Raw genomic sequence first — 18,039 nt, forward strand, 5'->3', positions numbered from 1 at the left:
TTCGCCGCATCCCTTTATGGTTGTCGCGGCACGTCATAGGATTCAAGCTTCACGCCGCGAAAGACGCCCACTGTAACATTCTTCGGCGGTTCCGGCTCCAAATACTTGATAACTTCCTTGACGACTTCTTTTGATGCGGGTGCCGTCACCACGGCCGGCACCGGCTTGACCTTGCTCAGCTCGTCGAGCTGGCTTCCCACCCTGTCCACGGCCTTTTCCAATCCGGCGATCTTGTCAGCTGCGCGCTGGCGTTCGGCTGCGGCTGCGGCGTCGGCTGCGGCCTGCTTGTCCAGTTCGGCCTGCCTCTTTGCGACATCGTCCGGCGTCTCGCCATTCAGGTCGGAAAGCGTGACTCGTTCGGTTGTCTCGCCCTTGTTGGCGGCAGCCTGGCGCAGTGCAAGAGACAACTGCCCCGCACCGGCGGCCAGCGTCAGTTTCTGCGCGTCCTTTGTGGTGGCTTCAAGCGTCACCGACTTCACAACCGTGGGGTTGTCCTTGCTTACGTCAGCGACCTGGTCGACGGCGAGCACTTTCATGCTCTGCAGCAGAACGTCGACAAAACTCTTGTCCGCACCGTCATCGCCACGCACCGAGCGCGTCAGCAGCACATCAACCCGGTCGCCCGGGAAGACGAAGCCGGCAACGCCAAGCACGTCGTTGACGCGGATGGATACGGCCTTCATGCCTTCACCCAGCACCGCCGAAAGTGTGGCGCGCTGGCCTGGACCGGTAATCTTGCTGCCGAGGATCGGCTCATTGGTGCTGATCGCTTGCAGCGCCTGCCTTGCGCCACTGCCGGCCAAGGCTTCCTTGGTGGTCTTGAACGCTCCAGCCGGGACTGCGCCCGCGGGCCAAGCGATCTCATGCAACTTGTCGGCGCTCAATGTGTCGCCGAACTTCAGCGGCAGTGCCGCGACAACGATCGTATTGCCTTTGCCGTTTGATTGAGCCAAAGCACTACGCTGGCCAGCGAGCCAGATGTTGATCAGCACGACCGCCAGCACTCCGAAGACGCCGGCGAGGACTATCATAATTAGTGTGTTGGCGCGCATAACCCCAAGCCCCCAGCCAATAGAGCGGGAATTCGCCCGCCACGACTGATGTCAGGCCCGGGTTTGGACAACCCGGGCCTGATGCCGATCAAACGATCAAGAACCGGCACCGCTGGCGCAAGTGCCGCCGCCCTGGCCGTTCAAAGCGGTGCAAAGATCAGTAAACCGGCCCGTGACCCACATGCCGATACCGATAATGAATCCGATCGCGGTCACCGCGATGATGCCGATCAGGATAGAATATTCGACCATAGCAGCGCCGTTTTCGTCGTCGCGGAACTGCCGGGTCATCGTCATGAGCTTCTTCATGTCAATTTCTCCCCTTTGGAGTTGAACCCGACGAGACAGAGCCAAGGATGAACTCCATACCCAAGCATCCCCCGTCACCTCAATCCTAAGGCTCGCGAAAAAGCAGAGTCAAACGGGATTAACAATTCCTTAACCTTCCAATACCTATGCTCGCGAGTTCAAGGGCGACTTGAATTCTTACAAGAGCTTGATTCTGCTTATTTTTCAATCCTCCTTAACCATTCGTTCACAATTTGGCCGCAGCAAGGCAAAACGATAGCAGTATTAGCATACCTGCATATTCCTTTATATCTAAGGGTTTACGGAGATTTTTCACCCGCATCTCATTTGTTTCGGCGTGAAAGGTCCCGTGAGGTGGAAGTTGGGGCAGAGGGTTAAGCGCGCGAGTCGAAATAAAACGATTTTTTTCTGGCGTCCTCTTTAACTATGTTGAAAGCATTGGCCCGACGTGAGACCCTCCAGCGCTTGTGCCTCGCTTGGTTAACGTTTAGTTTCCGCTAATAAGGGGCTAGCGGGGGTATAAGGGATTATGCTGGGGCGGTTTAACAAGGGACCGAGTGAACCGCAGGCACAAGTGCCGGTGCTAGCAAGCGTATCGGCACCAGCCCCGCCGCTTGAAGTTGAACCGCATGGCGATGATTTTCTGACGCTCAAGGTCGAGCTGCATCGACATCTGATTGACAGGTTCAATCTGTCCGCTCTTGAAACAGCCTCCAAGGATCAGATCCTCAACGAGATTCGTCCGATCGTGCGCGAGTTCGTTCGCACTCGTGCCGTGCCGCTAAACGCCCGCGAGCTGGATCAGCTGACCAGCGACACCGCTGACGAGATGCTCGGTCTCGGGCCGATCGAACCGCTGCTCAAGGACGACTCCATCACCGACATCCTCATCAACACGCATGAGCGCGTGTTCATCGAGCGGCGCGGCGTGATCGAGGAGACGGCTATCCGTTTCCGCGACGAGGCGCATCTGTTGCGTGTCATCAACAAGATCGTCTCGGCTATCGGTCGGCGCGTCGATGAGTCCGCGCCTATGGTCGACGCCCGCTTGGCGGACGGCTCGCGCGTCAATATTGCGGTGCGACCGATTTCCGTGGACGGCCCGCTGGTGTCGATCCGCAAATTCTCCAAGAATCCATATTCGCTCGAGCGCCTGATGACGTTCAATTCGATTCGCCCGCCAATGATCGAGCTGCTGCGGATCGCGGTGCAAGCGCGCAAGTCGATCCTGGTTTCGGGCGGCACCGGTAGCGGCAAGACGACCTTGCTCAATGCCCTGTCGAGCTACATCCCGGCCAGGGAGCGCCTGATCACCATCGAGGACGCGGCGGAACTGCAATTGCAGCAGCCGCATGTCGGTCGTCTGGAGACGCGGCCACCGAATGTCGAGGGCAGAGGCGAGGTTCGCCAACGCGAACTGCTGAAGAATGCGCTTCGCATGCGGCCGGACCGCATCATCGTCGGAGAGGTTCGCGGCGAGGAGGCCTTTGACATGCTGCAGGCCATGAACACCGGCCATGAGGGGTCGATGACCACTATCCATGCCAACACGCCTCGCGACGCTATTTCTCGTCTGGAGCAGATGGTCGGCATGGCCGGCATGCCGATGACGCACGAATCCATCCGGGCGCAGATTGCCTCAGCCATCGATATCATCGTGCAGACGCAGCGGCTCGCCGATGGCGGCAGGCGTGTAACGTCGATTTCCGAGATTACCGGCATGGAAGGCAACGTCGTCCAACTGCAGGAAATCTATAACTTCGTGAGGCGCGATGTAGCCGCGGATGGAACGATCATCGGCGAGTTTCGCGCCACCGGTATCCGTCCACGCTTCGCGCCAGAGGCCGCAACGCTGGGGCTCCATTTCGCCAAGGATGCCTTCAACCCGCAGGTCGCCCTCTGATGCTTACCGGACAGGCGCTGCTTTATTTCATCTACATGCTCGCGGCAGCCTCGGTGATCCTTGCCGGCGAAGCCCTTTACCTTTCGCTGGCCGGTCGCCGCTCCCGACTCGTGGCAGTGAACCACCGGCTCCGTCGTCTCGCTGATGAGGCGCCCGCGGAAAAAACCTTGCAAGGTTTGCTGCGAGAACGCGGCCTGACGGATTCAGGAGATTTTATCTTCGGCTTTGTCTCGCTGAACAGGCTTTATACCCAGTCCGGCATCACCGGAAACCCGATGACCTTCGCAGCGTCGTTTTTCCTGGCCGGCCTGGCGTCGGCTTTGCTGCTCTGGCTTTTCCTGCACGTTGCAGCGCCGCTAGCCTTCATCATCTTTCTCGTGGTGGGCTTTGCCTTGCCTGTTCTTGTTTTGCGCCGGGCACGTAACAAACGGATTCAGAAATTCGCCAGGCAATTGCCCGATGCTCTGGACATGATCGTTCGTTCATTGCGCGCAGGCCATCCTGCGTCAGTTGCGATAGGTCTAGTCGCCCGCGAGATACCTGACCCGCTTGGCACGGAATTCGGCATCGTCGCCGACGAGATCACTTTCGGACTCAGCATGGAGCAGGCCGTGCGGAAATTAACGGAACGGGTCGGCTTCGAGGGACTCAATTTGCTATCGGTGTCGCTTTCGATTCAGGCGAGGACCGGCGGCAATCTTACCGAAATCCTCGCGAATCTCTCGACCGTGTTGCGGGAACGTCAGAAACTGCGGCTGAAGATCAGGGCATTGTCGGCCGAGGGCCGGGCGTCGGCCTGGATCATTTCCTTGTTTCCGCTCGTCATGTTTGGGCTGCTCTGGGTCACCGCGCCCGGCTACTACGGCAAGGTCTGGAACAGTCCTCTCATTACGCCTGCATTCGTCATCTTCGGCAGCTGGGCCCTGTTGGGAGACTACATCATGTATCGAATGGTTCATTTCGATTTCTGACAGGAGCCAGTCATAAACCTGTTTTCGAACACCGACGACCTGACCTTTTTCGTATCGATCGCGGTCTTCGCGTCGGCGGTGGCGCTGTTCCTGTTTGCGGCCTTGGTATTCCTGCCGGCACTGCAAACGCGAAAGCTGGTCGCGGACAGCCTTTTGGGCGAAGGCTCTGTCGATCCGCGATCGATCCTGGGACGGGAGCGCCTCGCCAAGATCGCGGCGCAGAAGCCGGTCGACGCTTACTTCAGGTCGATCGAGAAAGAACGCACCGAGCCCAATGCTCTGGAGGCGAAACTCTTCCGCGCTGGATTTTATCGAGCGGGTGCACCTCTCGTCTACACGGTTTGCCGCCTCGGCGCCGTTTGTATAGGGTTTCTGGCCATGTATGCCCTGCTGTCGTGGGTGCTGCCGCCACGGCTGCCGGGATTCGTAACGTTCGGCGGCTCGGCCTTGTTTGGGTTAGCCTGCATTGTCATTCCCAGCATCATGCTGGACCGGTTCGAGAATGCACAGAAGCAGATCTATCGTCGCGCCTTCCCTGATTTCATGGATATGATGATCACATGCGCCGACGCCGGTATGAGCCTCGAGGCCGCGGTCGAACGGGTAAGCCAGGAACTTGCGGCCACGCACAAATGGCTGGGAATTCAGCTCACGATCATGACTCTGCAACTGCGCGCCGGCAAGCCACTTCGGGAAGGGCTTCGCGAACTGTCTGACCGCATTGGCCTTGACGAGGCGCGGGCGCTGGCCGTGCTGTTCCGGCAGTCGGAAGAACTGGGCACCAGCCTGACTGACGCCTTGCGTGTCTACAGCGCGGAGATGCGCAGCCAGAGGATTCTGCAGGCGGAAGAGCGCGCCAACGCCTTGCCCGTCAAAATGATGATTCCGTTGGGGCTCTGCATCTTTCCGGTGGTGATGATGGTAATCATGCTGCCGGTGGTCATTCGCATGAAGGGCATTTTCTTCTAGTTGCCTATATGCTCTGTTCCTAATATCGGTCGGGGACTCGGGGAGATTGTATGAAAAGGCCAATTGCAGTGGTGGCCTGCCTGTTCATGGCGGCACTCGCCGGCTGCCAGACGAACGGAGCGGACGGCGTCGTTCGAACCAACGAGCCGTCGAAAGGCGACGTAACGTCCTTTGGCGATGCGTTCGACGGGTTGAAGACGGTCGGCGATGTTGAATACTACGCCTCGGACCAGGCCGTCGCGGAGGCCAAGAACCAGTTTCGTGCAGAAAATTACGGCAATGCCGGCGCACTGTTCTTCAAGGCGACGCAGCTTGCCCCAAATGATGGCGGCGCCTGGATGGGACTGGCCGCCTCCTGCGACCGGATCCATCGCTTCGACCTTGCCGATCGGGCCTATGGCCGGGCCTTCAAGCTGTCGGGTGCGACCCCCGAATATTACAACAATGTCGGCTATTCCTATCTGTTGCGCGGCAAGCTGCAGGACGCGCGCAGCAATTTCCTCAAGGCCTATGAACTGGCGCCCAATGATCCGACCGTGGTCAACAATCTGAAGCTGCTATCGTCCAGCGTGCAGAACATCGAGCGGTAGGATGTTGTTTGCCGCGTCGCTGTCGATAAAGGCGCTTGTGATCCCTCTGCTGGCATGGGTCGCCTGGATAGACTTCTCGGCCCAGAAGATATCCAACCGTGATGTGCTGCTGCTCTTGTGTCTCGGGCTGGGATCGCTTCAGCTTGTTTCCATAGCAAGCGGATCGTGGTGGGATATGGGATTGAGCGCAATCGCCGGATTTGTGCTGTTCGTCGCGCTCTTTCCGTTCTGGATTTTGCGCAAGGTCGGAGCCGGCGACGTCAAGCTGATGGCGGTCGTTCCGTTTCTGACCGGTGGAAACGGTCTCGCCCTGTTCTCGGTGCTGCTATTGGTTTTCGCCGTCGCCACCGTGGCCATCATGAAAAACCCTTTCATGCTGCCGGCAGGCGCGTTTCGGGTCTATATACAGCACTTGGACCGCAAGGGCGTCGTGCCTTTTGGCGTGCCGATTTCAGCTGCTGCGATCTGCACGATAGCGTTCCAAATCTATGCCACTCTGGCGCTGGTGGGCAGTTCTGGGATACTGCGGCAGCTTAACTAGCGCTTGGTTCCGGAGATTTTCTTCCATGTCGATAGCGCGGCTGGCGATCCGTACCACTTCGGAGGCGTGGCGCGCTAATCAGCCATTTTTCGTGACGGTATTCGCCTATATTCTACTGGCGCTTATTGCTGCGGCGCATTGGAACATCGTCATAAACTTGAAAATATATAATAAGAATTTCTTATTTTTTGGGGCAGCCGTAACCCTGATCCTTCTCGCTGTAGTCCTGGTTCGGTTGACTATTCAACGGCCGGAGCAACCGTTACGTGCCATGAAGGATCTCATGCTGGCCAACAACCTGCCGGATCGAATTGCAGCCGGACTGCCGGTTGCGCTCGTCATCCCGCTCTTTTTCTCGATGTTCACCAGCATCAAGGGAGGACTCAGCAAGATTCAACCATTCTATGCCGACACGCCCCTGGTGGCGATCGACAGGGCAATTCATGGCGGGGTCGATGCATGGAGTTTTTTTCATCCTGTGCTTGGCTTTGGCCCTCTCACCTTTACGCTGAACGTTCTTTACAATCTCTGGTTTGCCGAGGTTTTCATCGTTTTGTTTTGCGTCGCTTTTTCGGCGAGGAATGGACGGCTGCGTTCCCAGTTTCTGGTCGCGTTTGTCCTTACCTGGGTGTTGATAGGTAATGTTTTGGCGGCAGCCTTCGCTTCAGTTGGGCCGGCATTCTTTATGCCCTTTTACGGCGATGGTACGTTTTCTCCCCTGATGGACTACCTTCAGTCGACCAATTTGACCTATCCCGTCTCGGCGCTGGCTACGCAAAATTATCTGCTGGTCGATGCCGGGTTTGATGGTCCACGCTTGGGCAGCGGCATTTCAGCCTTTCCGTCCTTGCACGTGGCTGTCTCGACCCTGAACGCGATTTATCTCTGGCGTTTCGGGCGTTTGCTCCGCTGGGCCAGCATTGCGTTTCTGGCCGCAATCCAGCTGGGCTCGGTGCACTTGGCCTGGCACTATGCGGTCGATGGATACGCTTCCATGCTGATGACGCCAATCATCTGGGCGCTTTCAAGACGACTGTCGAACGCCCAGCCTGGCCTTTAAATCGGTATGAAATATCGTCGGGTCGAAATAAACTGAGCTTGCTTGTACCGCGATTGTACACGGCTATGCCCTGCGGATGATCCTACTATCCGCACAAAGATGCCGAGGATGACCGCGGTCGCAGAGAGCGACAGGAAGTATCGCTGGCGCTTGGCGACGTCATCAATCCATGCGGCTGAGACGACCACGAAGGCGACGGCCACGAACCACAATTGGGCGTAGAGGACATAGAGGATGTGATCGACAACACCTGGCAAGGGAACCGAGCGCGCCCAATTCCAGACATGCCCGAAATGCAGTGCCGCATCGATCTCGGCAAGCTGCCGGTCGGCGAAGAACGGCACCATCTGCGCAAGCTCATACTTGTAGGTGGTGAAGGCGGCCAGGCAGAGAATGAAGATGCCAAGGGTGAGGGTCGCGCTGCGCCAGCGGGAGCTGATTTTCGCGAGGAACCAAGTTGCCGGGGCTCGTCGGTCGCTGAATGGTGCCGCGATGCCGATCCCGAGCAGGATGATGAAGCGCAGCAGGAAATAGAGGATTAGCAGCCGCTGCGTTCCCAGTGCCGCGAGGTAGGTTTCAGGGAAAAGGCTAGCCGCCACACCAGCATAGCAAAGGCCGAAGATCGCCAGTTTTGCCGATAGCCCTATCCTCGGTGCGGAAGTTAGGTCAGCGCTCGCCGCCATATTCGCTTCTTTGGGGGGGCCTTCTTCAGAAGGACCGGAGCGTCGGCCGCGACCGGAGCCGGTGGGGTAAACATCAAGTATTGGACAACGGTGACGAACCCACCGGCACCGGCGCTCGCAATCGCGCAAATCAGAAGCATTCTCAAAAAGCCCACGCGGAAATCGCTCCTCAAGCCGGGAGAGAGGATGCGCTCGACTTGGTTAAGAAGCAACTACTACGATGGCCAGAAAGGAGAGACCGATGGCCGTCTTGGAGCACCGATGGGCTAGAGGTCTTTGCAAATACCATCGCCAGCTTGCTGCACCTCGCTGGGTTCGCAGTCTCGGCGAATACTGTAAAGGCGCGTAGATCGGTGAAAACGACGGTCACCCCGCGACGGTGACTTTAGAAGCGTGGTCGCATCCCGTTAAGGACTGCGTTTGAGAGTTCGCTAACTCAGCCGGAAGGGCACCTTCGAAGCCACGAAGCGGGTACCGTCTCCATCTATTGCAGCAACGCGATTGCTGCGTCTCCGAGACCCTTTGGTGGGGTGCCGCTGTAGCCATCCAGGTTGACGCTCGAATCTCCATTGTAAGAGAATTGCCAAGCAACAATCCATCCCAGGCCGGTAGACAACTTCTTTTCATTGGTCCCTTTCATCTTAAGGTGGTGCATTGGCGAGTATATTGTACCGTTTACAGAGTAACTGTTATTTATTGCAAGCGATATAGTCGGCAACAATGGCAAGGCGGTACGCGACCCGAAGATGGCAATGCCGGTATAAACGCCGCTTGTAGGAGCGGAAAGTTTCATGGCGCCGTTACCACCTGCCTGTATGATGCTGGACTTGGAATCGACGAATATGGTGACTTCCTTGCCTGTGATTTTCGCATTGTTGCTGATGCCGACTATCGCATTGTGAAAGTAGTGAACGCCTGGGGAAAGCACAATTTTTCCACCGAAGTCGATGCTTCCGCAGAACACCCGCCCGGCCGGAATGGTGACATCCGAGAGCGCCTGGTTGCTGTAGTCGCAACCGGTCGGGGGAACCGGTTCTGGTGTGGTGACAAGTGGGTCGGCGAGGAAGGGCTGGTTCGTCTTCGGGGAAACACTGTATCCGCCGCCTTGGTAATTGCCGACTACCGAGATTTTTGTCGCGGCGATTTTGCCGGCCCCAACGTGTCTCAGTGCTTCGGGGCTGGAAGAATTTACCTGAATGCCACAATTTGGCACCGACACCTTTCCTAACCCGGTCACACTCAGCGCTCCGGTTGACTCTGGATCGAGAGCATAGATGCAGTATTCCGGGGGCGCCTTTCGTGCCTTTGCCGTGACGTGAAGGCTGATCGCCCGAATGCCGGCAAGGTTCATAAAGTCCGTCGGCATTGAGGCGGTGATTTCAACTGCTGCCTCCCGCGACACGGGAGTGGGCGTTGTGATGTCGACTTCAACCACCGCGCCGACCGCAAAAGAGCCGTTGCCAAGCGCAATGTTCTTGGCGGCCGCGACGGCTTCCTCGTCTCCACCGTCGCTCTCTATAGCTGCCAGAGCCGCTGAATCGGCCAACTCTTGCAGTCTGGACTTCCAGGTGACGGCACTGGTAAGGTCAATGGCCACGCCCAAGACCAAGCATAGCGGTAGCGCCACCAACGCCGCTGCCACGGCAAAGTTTCCGCTACTATCGAGCAGCAGGTCCTTCAGCTTTCGCATTGAGATGCCCTCGCAGAGAAGCAGCCTAGATCGAATCGGGTTTAAACTTTACTAAATTAGAATGTCCTAACTAAATTGCATGCCGCTGCAGGCTGCGCAAACTTTGGCCAAGCGACTCGCGCTAGGCTATCTCGCTCATCGAGGTATCTACATCTTGCCGAGCTACAGGACCGCAGATCCCGCTATTTGAGTCCGAATGCGTTCGCTGCCTGATCCGAACCCAACATATCACTTGCCGAATGCCCGACGCCCGGCAAGATCACAAGACGCCAGTTAAAGGGCCACCCGTTGGCGGTCGCGACAGCTTGCGCTAACTCGTATGTGTACTGGCCCCGTTCCAGGCGTGTCGCCCCCTGGCGCATAGCGGCCGCGCCTTCGTTCAACTCTGCATCGCCTGTATCCTCCTCTCCGAGATAGATCGTCAGCGGCAAAGCCAGATACGCTTTCATCTCCTGGGTGGCTTGATCCGGCGTATAGACACATCCCGACGAGACGCAGCCGAGCCCATAGGCCACGGATTCCGCCAGCGAGGGCAGAACATATGAGGATGGATTGGCAACCACCAATCTTTTCGCGTCGGCCAAGGCGAATGCCGCGACGCGAGACGTGAATTGGCCGCCGGCGGAGTGCCCGAAAAGGTAATACTGCGCGTTCGGCAACCCCTCTCGTGACCTCGCCCAGTTCACCAGGCCCTTCACATACCAGACGGTCCATCGATCTCGTGGCTGAATAGCGCCGCTGTTGACGATCCCCCCGCGTTGATAGCTCCAGCTTGGGAACCTTTCCAAGTCAAAGAGCGGCGCCATGACGATCAGGCAGTTTCGATCCGCGAGAGACTGCGCATAATCCCTGTAGGAAGACGCCGTTCGGCTCAACCCATGGAAGACGAATAGAATCGCGGGGTTGCTGCAGCTCTTGGGGTGATAGGTATAGACGGTCAGCTTCGTCCCGTTGATGGTTGCTGTGGTCGTACCGTTGCCCACCTTCCAGGCAAGCACTGGGCCTGAGTAGACCAGGCCGCAGGCCATCACCGCCGCAATCAACAGACGGATTGGAAATCGCACCTGCCCCTCCTTATGACGATTGGCATGATGCCATATTTCATTAGAGACTTCTAAACAAATCAAAACCGCCCGGGCGGTAAAGACTTCGTTTCATTATAGGGACTGGTGCTTATCGAAGGACTGCTTTCCCGACTCGATATGCCTGGTTGGAGAGAGACGACTTGGCTCTAACGAGGGCGGTCCGATCATCTCAGCGCGACGGGATAGACAATTTGACGCATCTGTCCTGGACATCGGCTATTGCACCGCCCAATCCAGGCGACAAATCGAGCAGCCGATCGATCGTCGCCCGCCCGGCCGCCCCTCCCATTATTTTTGGCTGGTAGTCGAGGCGCGGATCTCTGTTTTGAACGTAAACTGGGTATATATCCAAATCTATCTGGCTCGCGCCAAAGTGGAAGCACGGCAAGATAGACTCGCCCTTGCTGTTTCCCGATCCGAAGGCGAAATTGCCGACGCTGTACAGTATGGGGCGATCTTTGTAAATCTCGACCGGCTGGAGGATATGTGGATGATGGCCGATAACCGCGTCTGCGCCCATATCGATGAAAAGCTGTGCTTTCATGCGATCTTCCTCGGAAGGTTGGCGCTGGTATGGTGCGCCCCAATGTACCATCACGGCGATCCGATCGACCAGTGGCCGCAGCCTTGCAAGGTCACGCTCGACCAGTTCCGGTAGATCTTGTGCTGAACCCGGGAGATCGCCATGCGCCGCCGTTCGACGATTCCAGTAATAGCCGAGAAGTCCGACACGAATATCTGTGCCGTCAAAGATCGCGGGATCGTGCGCCACGCTCTGGTTTCTTCCGCCACCATACGGCCTGATATGGTGTTGTTCCAGGGTGTCAAGGGTCTGAATCACACCATCTCGACCACAATCCTGTATGTGGTTGTTTGCGACAGTCATCGCAGCAAAGCCGGCGCGACGCAGGACTGAGGCAGACTTGGGATCGACCTTGTAAGAGTGGTTGCGCGTGGTTTCTTCCTTCTCGGAATCCGAGGAGAACGGCCCTTCGAGGTTCCCTGTAATCAGAGCGCAGCGGCTGAGGATCGGGCGGACCCAGGCGAAGCAATAGTCCGGGCCGAACCTGCGGATGCGATGCCGCATCCGCATCCCCGTCATTATATCTCCGATTGCCGCCAAATGGTAATGGGTGCGGGTGGATGAAGAGAGCATCAGTTCAAGCTGGTTCGGGTCGATGAGATCCCCATCATCCGGAATTATGACTTCCGCAAACCTTTCGCGAATTTTGGCAACATGGCGCTGAACCTCGTCAGACCCACTGAGACGAGAGGAGAGAGGCAGAACCGAAGGTGCACTCAGCATGTTGGTCACAGGCGAGCTAAAGCCTATCCCGCGCTTCTCGAAGATTTCCCGGATCAGCCTCTCATAAAGGCCGCCGGACCTCACGCGGTCCGCATGAAGCAGACACGAGGCAAAGCTGCGTGGTGATGATCTGATCGCGATCGTTCTGACGCGGGAAGGGTCGAATAGGCTGTCGGAAAGTCGCCCAAGCTCCAAAAGGGCACCAACAACCAATTCTATGCAGGCAAATTCGTGCCCGAGAAATGCCTTGTGCAGATCCCATATCGCCCCCGCAACGGCTTGTGCGACCAGCGCCTCCTGCGGCTGCACTTCGTCATCGTCAATGCGAGCGTCATTCGCAAGGCTGCCCGCAGGCACAAACTCGGCATCGTGACGAGCGTGCCAGCACCACACGTGCGGGGTCGACAGCATGGAGGCCGCCAGGTAAGTGCTCACGGCATATTCCAGGGCGCCCGGTCTGCTGAACGCGGCACGCGGTGTACGCAACCTGTCGGCCTGCACGTCAGCGGTATGACGCACGACGTGAAGCCCGAATGCCTGGTATATCATGCCGGCGTCGTGGGATGGGTCGCAGAGATAGGCGCCGCCTGAAATTCGCGGCAGCCACCCTTCCACGGTGACCCCATGCCCCGGTCCAAAAAGCAACTCTCCGCAGAGGGGAATTGAAAAATCATCGAGATTTTCCATTCTTGCCGGGTAACGATATCTGACCCCTTTTACCGGCACCCACCTGCCGGTGTCTTCAGAACTGCCCGGCCTTTGCTTCGGCCGACGTGCATTGACGATCGCCCTGACTTTCGGCAGGGGGCCTACTCCAAGTGAGCGAAGCACATCGTTGATGCGCTGGCTCATCATGGAGATGTGGTAGTAGACGTTGACTTGGCCAAAGCCCGCGTCGGCCTCGCGGCTTTCCAGCCCACCGCAAACGCCACCGCCAGACGGCTGGAAAGAAAAATTGCCGTCTTCGTCGGGCGACACTTCGCCCATCTGGCCTGTCGGCCAATCCTCTTCCATGCCTGGATGGCTGATTACGTCCACGTACCGCCCACGCAGGCCGCGCCTTCCGGCGCGCTGCGAGAGATATGGCAATTCGACCTCGGCCAGATGAACGCGGCCGCCGGTAAAGTCGGAGTCACATGGCTCCCAGACGTAAACAGAGCCAGTCGCCATATTTACTCCCCTGTAGAGGTTACTGCTTTCGCCGTCATACCGTACGCAAAGCAGTAACCGCTGCCCTGAGGATATTCGCTACCGCTTTTCCGTCAATTCGTGCCTATCGGACCACTCTTCTTCCGGGTCGCCCCATTGAGGGCGCCCGCTGCTTGGGTCGGTCGCCTCGCCAAGCTCCCGCCGTGCATTGTCCAGCACTTGCGCGAGCGATCCCTCACCGATCAGCTTGAGTTCCTTCGCGACCACGTTCGATTTCGTGAGCGGCCATTTGTCCAGGGAGGCTGCGCGTACGAAACCGTAACCGGACGGCATATGGACCATCAGCCAACCCAGGTTCATCATTTCCGTGGTGAATTCTCTCGGAACCTCCCAGCACCGAAGCGTCCCCGGTCAAGCGCCCGAATCTCTTGTATGACATCCTCGTTCGAGGCTCCCGCCTTGCTCTTGCTGCGTTGCAAGGCCAAATCCACGAGTTCGCGGCATCAACTCGCGAAACAGTCGGTGTGGATGGCAGTTGGAAAAACATATCTATAAACGCTACTCCCTTTTACCTCAGTAGAGAAGCTCCTCCCTGCGGTGAACTCCATTCCTGTGAGGTCGATCCGAAGGTCGCGAGGCCACCAAGCGGATAGCACAAGCGGATAGCAGACGTCGAGCGGCCCGCTCTGCCTCGCCCACTGCTCGAGGGCAGCGAAGGTCATGGCCGAGCTCAGGTCCGGTGAACCAACGATGCTCCGCAACCGCCGTCCCTCATCAGCCTGTCGCGATCTGCACTCCCGAAAACTTTCAACTCAGTGGAAATTTCCAGCTCCCAATGGTCCGAAAGCCGGAATGCAGGTCACTGCCGAACAGGAAGTCCAGCCGTGGGATGCGAGAGCCCGTTAAACTCTGCGTTCGTTGGCTCTTGCTCAGTCTGCAACCACTGCGCCATGAGGACGCCGAAATGTTCGGGGATCCGCAACGATTTCGATTGGTCCCGCCCCAACTTGGCAAGGTATCCGCACCATTGATCGTATTGCGTTTTGCCGGTGTCGCTCTTCCACTCATCATAGGCATGCGTGGCCAGGCCCTTAATTTCTTTGCTAGGGATCGGTTCGATCCCGTAACGGTATGCGCCCTGCAGGACCGAATATCCAAATATAAGCAGAGCGCCGGCCCAGTCCAGCGCACTCCGTCTCAAACGCCGGTTGATGCTGACGGAGAATCCCGCAGTTTCAACCTCATGCCACCAATCGACTGGCATATACAGAAGGTCACCTGCATTCAGTACGGCAATCTCTCCATGCAGTTGCTTCAGCAAGGGGAACTGGTTAAAATCGGGATTATTCAAATCCACAAGCGCTCGCCTGGGATTGTCGGTCGTCTTTTCATGCTCCGGATAGATGAAACTATAGTCCCAAGGGGGAAACATTTTGACCGCTTTTGTCCCGTGTAGCTGCACGAGGAACGCATACCAATGATCATAGTGTGCCTTGGCGGTAACCCCTTCGGAAGCAACATAGGGAGACGAGCCAATGAACTCCAGATCGCTTGGCCAAGGCAATGCTTCCAGAAGACTGCTGGGAACTTTTCCACCAAACATGTAGTAGCGCTCGTTGGGGTCCATCAGTGGTTGCCATTTCCCCTGGCCTAGGATCCGCTCGAACAACTCTTGAAAGGTCATTTCGCGAGTCATCCCGCTCTTGCGTAAGACATAGGATGCAGCGGACACCGTGGTGTCGTCCCCTGGAACTAGCGTAACCTGGCCGGTATGCCGCGCCCATTTGGGGTCGTCCAAGCCCCAACCGTCGGAGGCTTTAACCCAGCCTCGTACAACAAACGGCCGATTTTTCCCGAGTGCGGTGGAGATTTGCATGCTGTCAATCTCCTCGATCGGTTTCATGCTAAGTTTAGGGAGTTCGCGAACTTTTTCAGGGAGTGTCTGTTTGTTTGCCATGGTCTCCATCCTGGTTGAGATGACCGTTTGCGTCGACAGAAGCCTTCTGGTGGTCAAGGCCGCCGAGATCGATCTATTTGTCCATTGCGCCTAGTTTTTTCCGCGGAATTGGCGCGGCATAAGCGCTTGTCAACTTGCCCACGTGACCGGGTTCACCCAGTTCCTGCCGAGCAATGTCCAACGCCTCAGCCACTGCCCCCTCATTAATCAGCTTGAGTTCCTGCGCGACCGCATCCGATTTTGTGAGCTGCCATTTGTCCAGGGAGGCTGCGCGCACGAAGCCGTAGGCCGACGGCATGCGCACCATCAGCCAACCCAGGTTCATCATCTCCGCAGTGAACTCCCTCACAAATTTTGCCCCCCCTATACGACGCCCGGTCAAGCGCCTGAATGTCTTGTAAGACATCCTTGCACGGGTTCTAGGCTGCCCCGCCTTGTTCTTGGTGCGTTGCAAGGCCAAGGCGACGAGTGCTGCTGCGTCGCCTTGGGAAACATTTGGTGTCGCAGTTGCTGAAACAGTATCCATGAACGCTACTCCCTTTTTACCTCAGCAGAGAAACTCCTGCCTGCTGCTGAACTCCATTTGCGTAAGGTCGATTCGAAGGTGGCGACGCCACCTCATCGAACCATGCATCCCGTTTTGCCAGATACGAAATTGCCATTGCATGCATGGCAGCCTTGAGCTGCGGCGGGCGCGACGCAAACGTGGCAGGTTCCGCAACCAGCTCGCCAGATCCCGATGCAAGCGTCATCTTGGCTCCGGACCCATCGGTGCTCCACCGCATCGATAGAGCCAATCCACCGCGTTGTAGATGTCGCCGCAAATCAGGGCCAAGCTCAGTCTCGGCACTTGTCAGAATCAATCTTTCAACAGGCAGCGCCGACAACGCCTGGCGGGATACGAAATCCTCATTGTCGACGATAAAACAGCCACGGTTGCCGGCGTTCAAAACTGCTTTGGCCAGGTTTTTGAGAAGCTCGCAATTCTCGACGTCCGTCGCCGTCACCGACACGGCGTGGCAAGCGCCCAGACCAAGACCGTTCTCCGAGATTCTTGCTGGAGAAGCGGCATAAACCAGCGCTTCCAATAAAGGATCCCTGGCCAGCATTTGCGGTGTTGCTCGCTGGCTGAATTCTTGTGGTGCGGTGTTGATGTAGGCGCCTTTCTTCGACAAAAGGCCGATGCTCCGCCCCTCTGCCATGAACCGGTGCTGGATTGCTTTTGCCACCATGCTGGTATGCCGGTCGCCAAGGACGAGCACCGTGGCAACTTCCGATGAAGCCGGATCGTCGTACATATTGGCCAGGATTATCTCGCTCACATCCCTTGCCGTGCCGGCCCGCGGCCAAAGATGAAACTCAATCCCTGGTCTAGCGTTCACCTCGATGACAGTGCACCCGACATCTTTGTGAGATTGCGCAATGTCGGGCATGATCAGATCCAACCCGGCAATACTGAGCCCAATGACCCTGGCGATACGTTCACATAGCTTATGATTGTCCGGATGGACGGAGTTTGTAACGTCAACCGGTACGCCTCCGCGTGCGAGGTGACCGTTTGGTCGCAGAACCACCTGCTGCCCGGCAATCGGGATAGTCTCCATCGTAAGATGGTGCAATGACAGGTGTCTAAGCAGGTCGTCGTCGATTTCGAGAGGCGACAGACGCCTGCCGTCCCTGTCGGGTTCCCGATTCAAATCATCGATCAAATGACGCAGCGTTTTTTCGCCGTCGCCGGTAATCTGCGGCGGGCAACATAGGACTGCTGCCACGACACGAAAATCAACAATCGTCGCTCGATACTCCGGGCCGGCGATGAACTCTTCTACCAGCACGCCATACCGGTCAGACTGAGCCACCTGGCACGCTATGTCGAACGCGGCTTCAATAGCGCGGCGTCCCCGCAGCTTGACTGAAACTCCGCGCCCCTGATTGCCTTGGGCGGGTTTCACCACCACAGATTTGCCCAGCTGCTTGGCGGCAGCGACCGCCTCGGATTTGCTGCGAACCGTAAGCTGGCGCGGTACGGGCAAGCCGGCCTGCGCCAAAAGCCTGTTGCCCAGCCTCTTGTCGAGGGCCACTTTGGCCGACGCAAACGATGTCGAACCGGATATCGTTGAGAAGAGCTGCTTTTGGTTTTTGCCTTGGCCGAGACGAAGGTGGTTGCGCGCGACAAACTCGAACGGGATGCGGTTCCTCTTGGCGGCGGCGACCAGCACTGCGGTCGAGTTTGAAAGCCGCCGTTTCTTTGCTCTTTCCAGGTTCAATTCCCGTGCGAGGGAATACTTCGATGTTGCATCCCCATCTCGCGTTGCCTCGCTGACCGCATCAACGACAGCCGACGCGGCCGCGCGCGACATTTGCGGGTCGTCCGACTCCCAGACGATCACTGAATTGCTCTCGGACGGATCGCTCACCAACGTGGCCACAGTTGGAAACGAATAAAAATTCATCGCGCGGCGAAGCTCGAGGTCCGCGGCCAGGATCGCATCAGCAAGATAAGAAGCTACCAAAGCATCCTGCTCGCACTCCGGAAAGAGACCGGAAAGCACCAATCGGACCTCATCAGTAAAACTGGAAACGCGGGCAGTAGCCAGTTGCCCTAGATTCAGCGACAATTTAACAACTGTATTCGCGTTATACACGTTGAGGCCGGATAGCGTCTTGAACCCGGTGATCTCAAACGGCTTTAATTCCCCAACTGGGCATACTATAGCCATACATTTTGCCCCCCGAATTAACCTTCCGGCTGCTTTACGAAAGGTTCCTGCCTC

Annotated in this window: 16 protein-coding genes; 6 read left to right on the top strand and 10 right to left on the bottom strand. The window is 57.4% G+C overall.

What is annotated here, in order from left to right:
* Positions 1-14: 14 nt before the first annotated feature.
* Together cpaB and NKJ78_RS27780 are read right to left on the bottom strand one after the other, a co-directional pair.
* Entirely contained in the window at positions 15-1,052 is a 1,038-nt protein-coding gene (cpaB, locus tag NKJ78_RS27775; RefSeq protein WP_023673364.1) for a Flp pilus assembly protein CpaB, read from the bottom strand.
* A 96-nt stretch (positions 1,053-1,148) separates the two neighbouring features.
* Positions 1,149-1,361 carry a Flp family type IVb pilin gene (locus NKJ78_RS27780; RefSeq protein ID WP_352460651.1) on the bottom strand — a complete coding sequence of 71 codons (213 nt, stop codon included), beginning with the start codon at positions 1,359-1,361 and terminating at the stop codon, positions 1,149-1,151.
* Positions 1,362-1,890: 529 nt separating this feature from the next.
* On the opposite strand from NKJ78_RS27780, the gene NKJ78_RS27785 reads away from it, so the two are divergent.
* The 6 genes from NKJ78_RS27785 to NKJ78_RS27810 are packed head-to-tail and all read left to right on the top strand — an operon-like array spanning position 1,891 to position 7,395.
* Complete coding sequence (locus NKJ78_RS27785) at positions 1,891-3,264, top strand: TadA family conjugal transfer-associated ATPase (RefSeq protein ID WP_352460650.1); 1,374 nt, start codon at positions 1,891-1,893, stop codon at positions 3,262-3,264.
* Positions 3,264-4,235, top strand: a complete 972-nt coding sequence (locus NKJ78_RS27790) for a type II secretion system F family protein (RefSeq protein WP_352460649.1) — start codon at positions 3,264-3,266, stop codon at positions 4,233-4,235. Before NKJ78_RS27785 ends, NKJ78_RS27790 begins: the two co-directional genes overlap by 1 nt.
* A gap of 18 nt (positions 4,236-4,253) precedes the next feature.
* The gene (locus tag NKJ78_RS27795) at positions 4,254-5,204 is read left to right on the top strand and encodes a type II secretion system F family protein (protein WP_352460669.1); all 951 of its coding nucleotides are present in this window, start codon (positions 4,254-4,256) and stop codon (positions 5,202-5,204) included.
* A gap of 50 nt (positions 5,205-5,254) precedes the next feature.
* Entirely contained in the window at positions 5,255-5,794 is a 540-nt protein-coding gene (locus tag NKJ78_RS27800) for a tetratricopeptide repeat protein (RefSeq protein ID WP_352460648.1), read from the top strand.
* A 1-nt stretch (position 5,795) separates the two neighbouring features.
* A complete protein-coding gene (locus NKJ78_RS27805) occupies positions 5,796-6,335 on the top strand; it encodes a prepilin peptidase (RefSeq protein ID WP_023673358.1) in 540 nt (179 codons plus the stop codon).
* A gap of 25 nt (positions 6,336-6,360) precedes the next feature.
* A complete protein-coding gene (locus NKJ78_RS27810) occupies positions 6,361-7,395 on the top strand; it encodes a phosphatase PAP2 family protein (protein ID WP_352460647.1) in 1,035 nt (344 codons plus the stop codon).
* Here the strand turns inward: NKJ78_RS27810 and NKJ78_RS27815 are convergent.
* The 8 genes from NKJ78_RS27815 to NKJ78_RS27850 form a co-directional block, all read right to left on the bottom strand.
* A complete protein-coding gene (locus NKJ78_RS27815) occupies positions 7,392-8,078 on the bottom strand; it encodes a hypothetical protein (protein ID WP_352460646.1) in 687 nt (228 codons plus the stop codon). The genes NKJ78_RS27810 and NKJ78_RS27815 overlap by 4 nt on opposite strands.
* Before the next feature lie 484 nt (positions 8,079-8,562).
* Complete coding sequence (locus NKJ78_RS27820; RefSeq protein ID WP_352460645.1) at positions 8,563-9,768, bottom strand: TadE/TadG family type IV pilus assembly protein; 1,206 nt, start codon at positions 9,766-9,768, stop codon at positions 8,563-8,565.
* 182 nt (positions 9,769-9,950) lie between these two features.
* Positions 9,951-10,832, bottom strand: a complete 882-nt coding sequence (locus NKJ78_RS27825; protein ID WP_352460644.1) for an alpha/beta hydrolase — start codon at positions 10,830-10,832, stop codon at positions 9,951-9,953.
* 190 nt (positions 10,833-11,022) lie between these two features.
* Positions 11,023-13,329 carry a CapA family protein gene (locus NKJ78_RS27830; RefSeq protein WP_352460643.1) on the bottom strand — a complete coding sequence of 769 codons (2,307 nt, stop codon included), beginning with the start codon at positions 13,327-13,329 and terminating at the stop codon, positions 11,023-11,025.
* 78 nt (positions 13,330-13,407) lie between these two features.
* Positions 13,408-13,671 (bottom strand): hypothetical protein, encoded by a 264-nt coding sequence (locus NKJ78_RS27835; RefSeq protein WP_031208144.1) that lies wholly within the window; start codon positions 13,669-13,671, stop codon positions 13,408-13,410.
* 496 nt (positions 13,672-14,167) lie between these two features.
* Positions 14,168-15,265: a cupin-like domain-containing protein gene (locus NKJ78_RS27840; RefSeq protein ID WP_352562746.1), complete on the bottom strand. Its 1,098-nt coding sequence runs from the start codon at positions 15,263-15,265 to the stop codon at positions 14,168-14,170.
* Positions 15,266-15,338: 73 nt separating this feature from the next.
* On the bottom strand, positions 15,339-15,791 hold the full coding sequence (locus tag NKJ78_RS27845; RefSeq protein ID WP_352460640.1) for a hypothetical protein: 453 nt from the start codon (positions 15,789-15,791) through the stop codon (positions 15,339-15,341).
* Positions 15,792-15,807: 16 nt separating this feature from the next.
* A complete protein-coding gene (locus tag NKJ78_RS27850) occupies positions 15,808-17,985 on the bottom strand; it encodes an ATP-grasp domain-containing protein (protein WP_352562747.1) in 2,178 nt (725 codons plus the stop codon).
* Positions 17,986-18,039: the final 54 nt, after the last annotated feature.

This window comes from Mesorhizobium sp. M0037 (genome assembly GCF_040323635.1).
GTDB lineage: Bacteria > Pseudomonadota > Alphaproteobacteria > Rhizobiales > Rhizobiaceae > Mesorhizobium.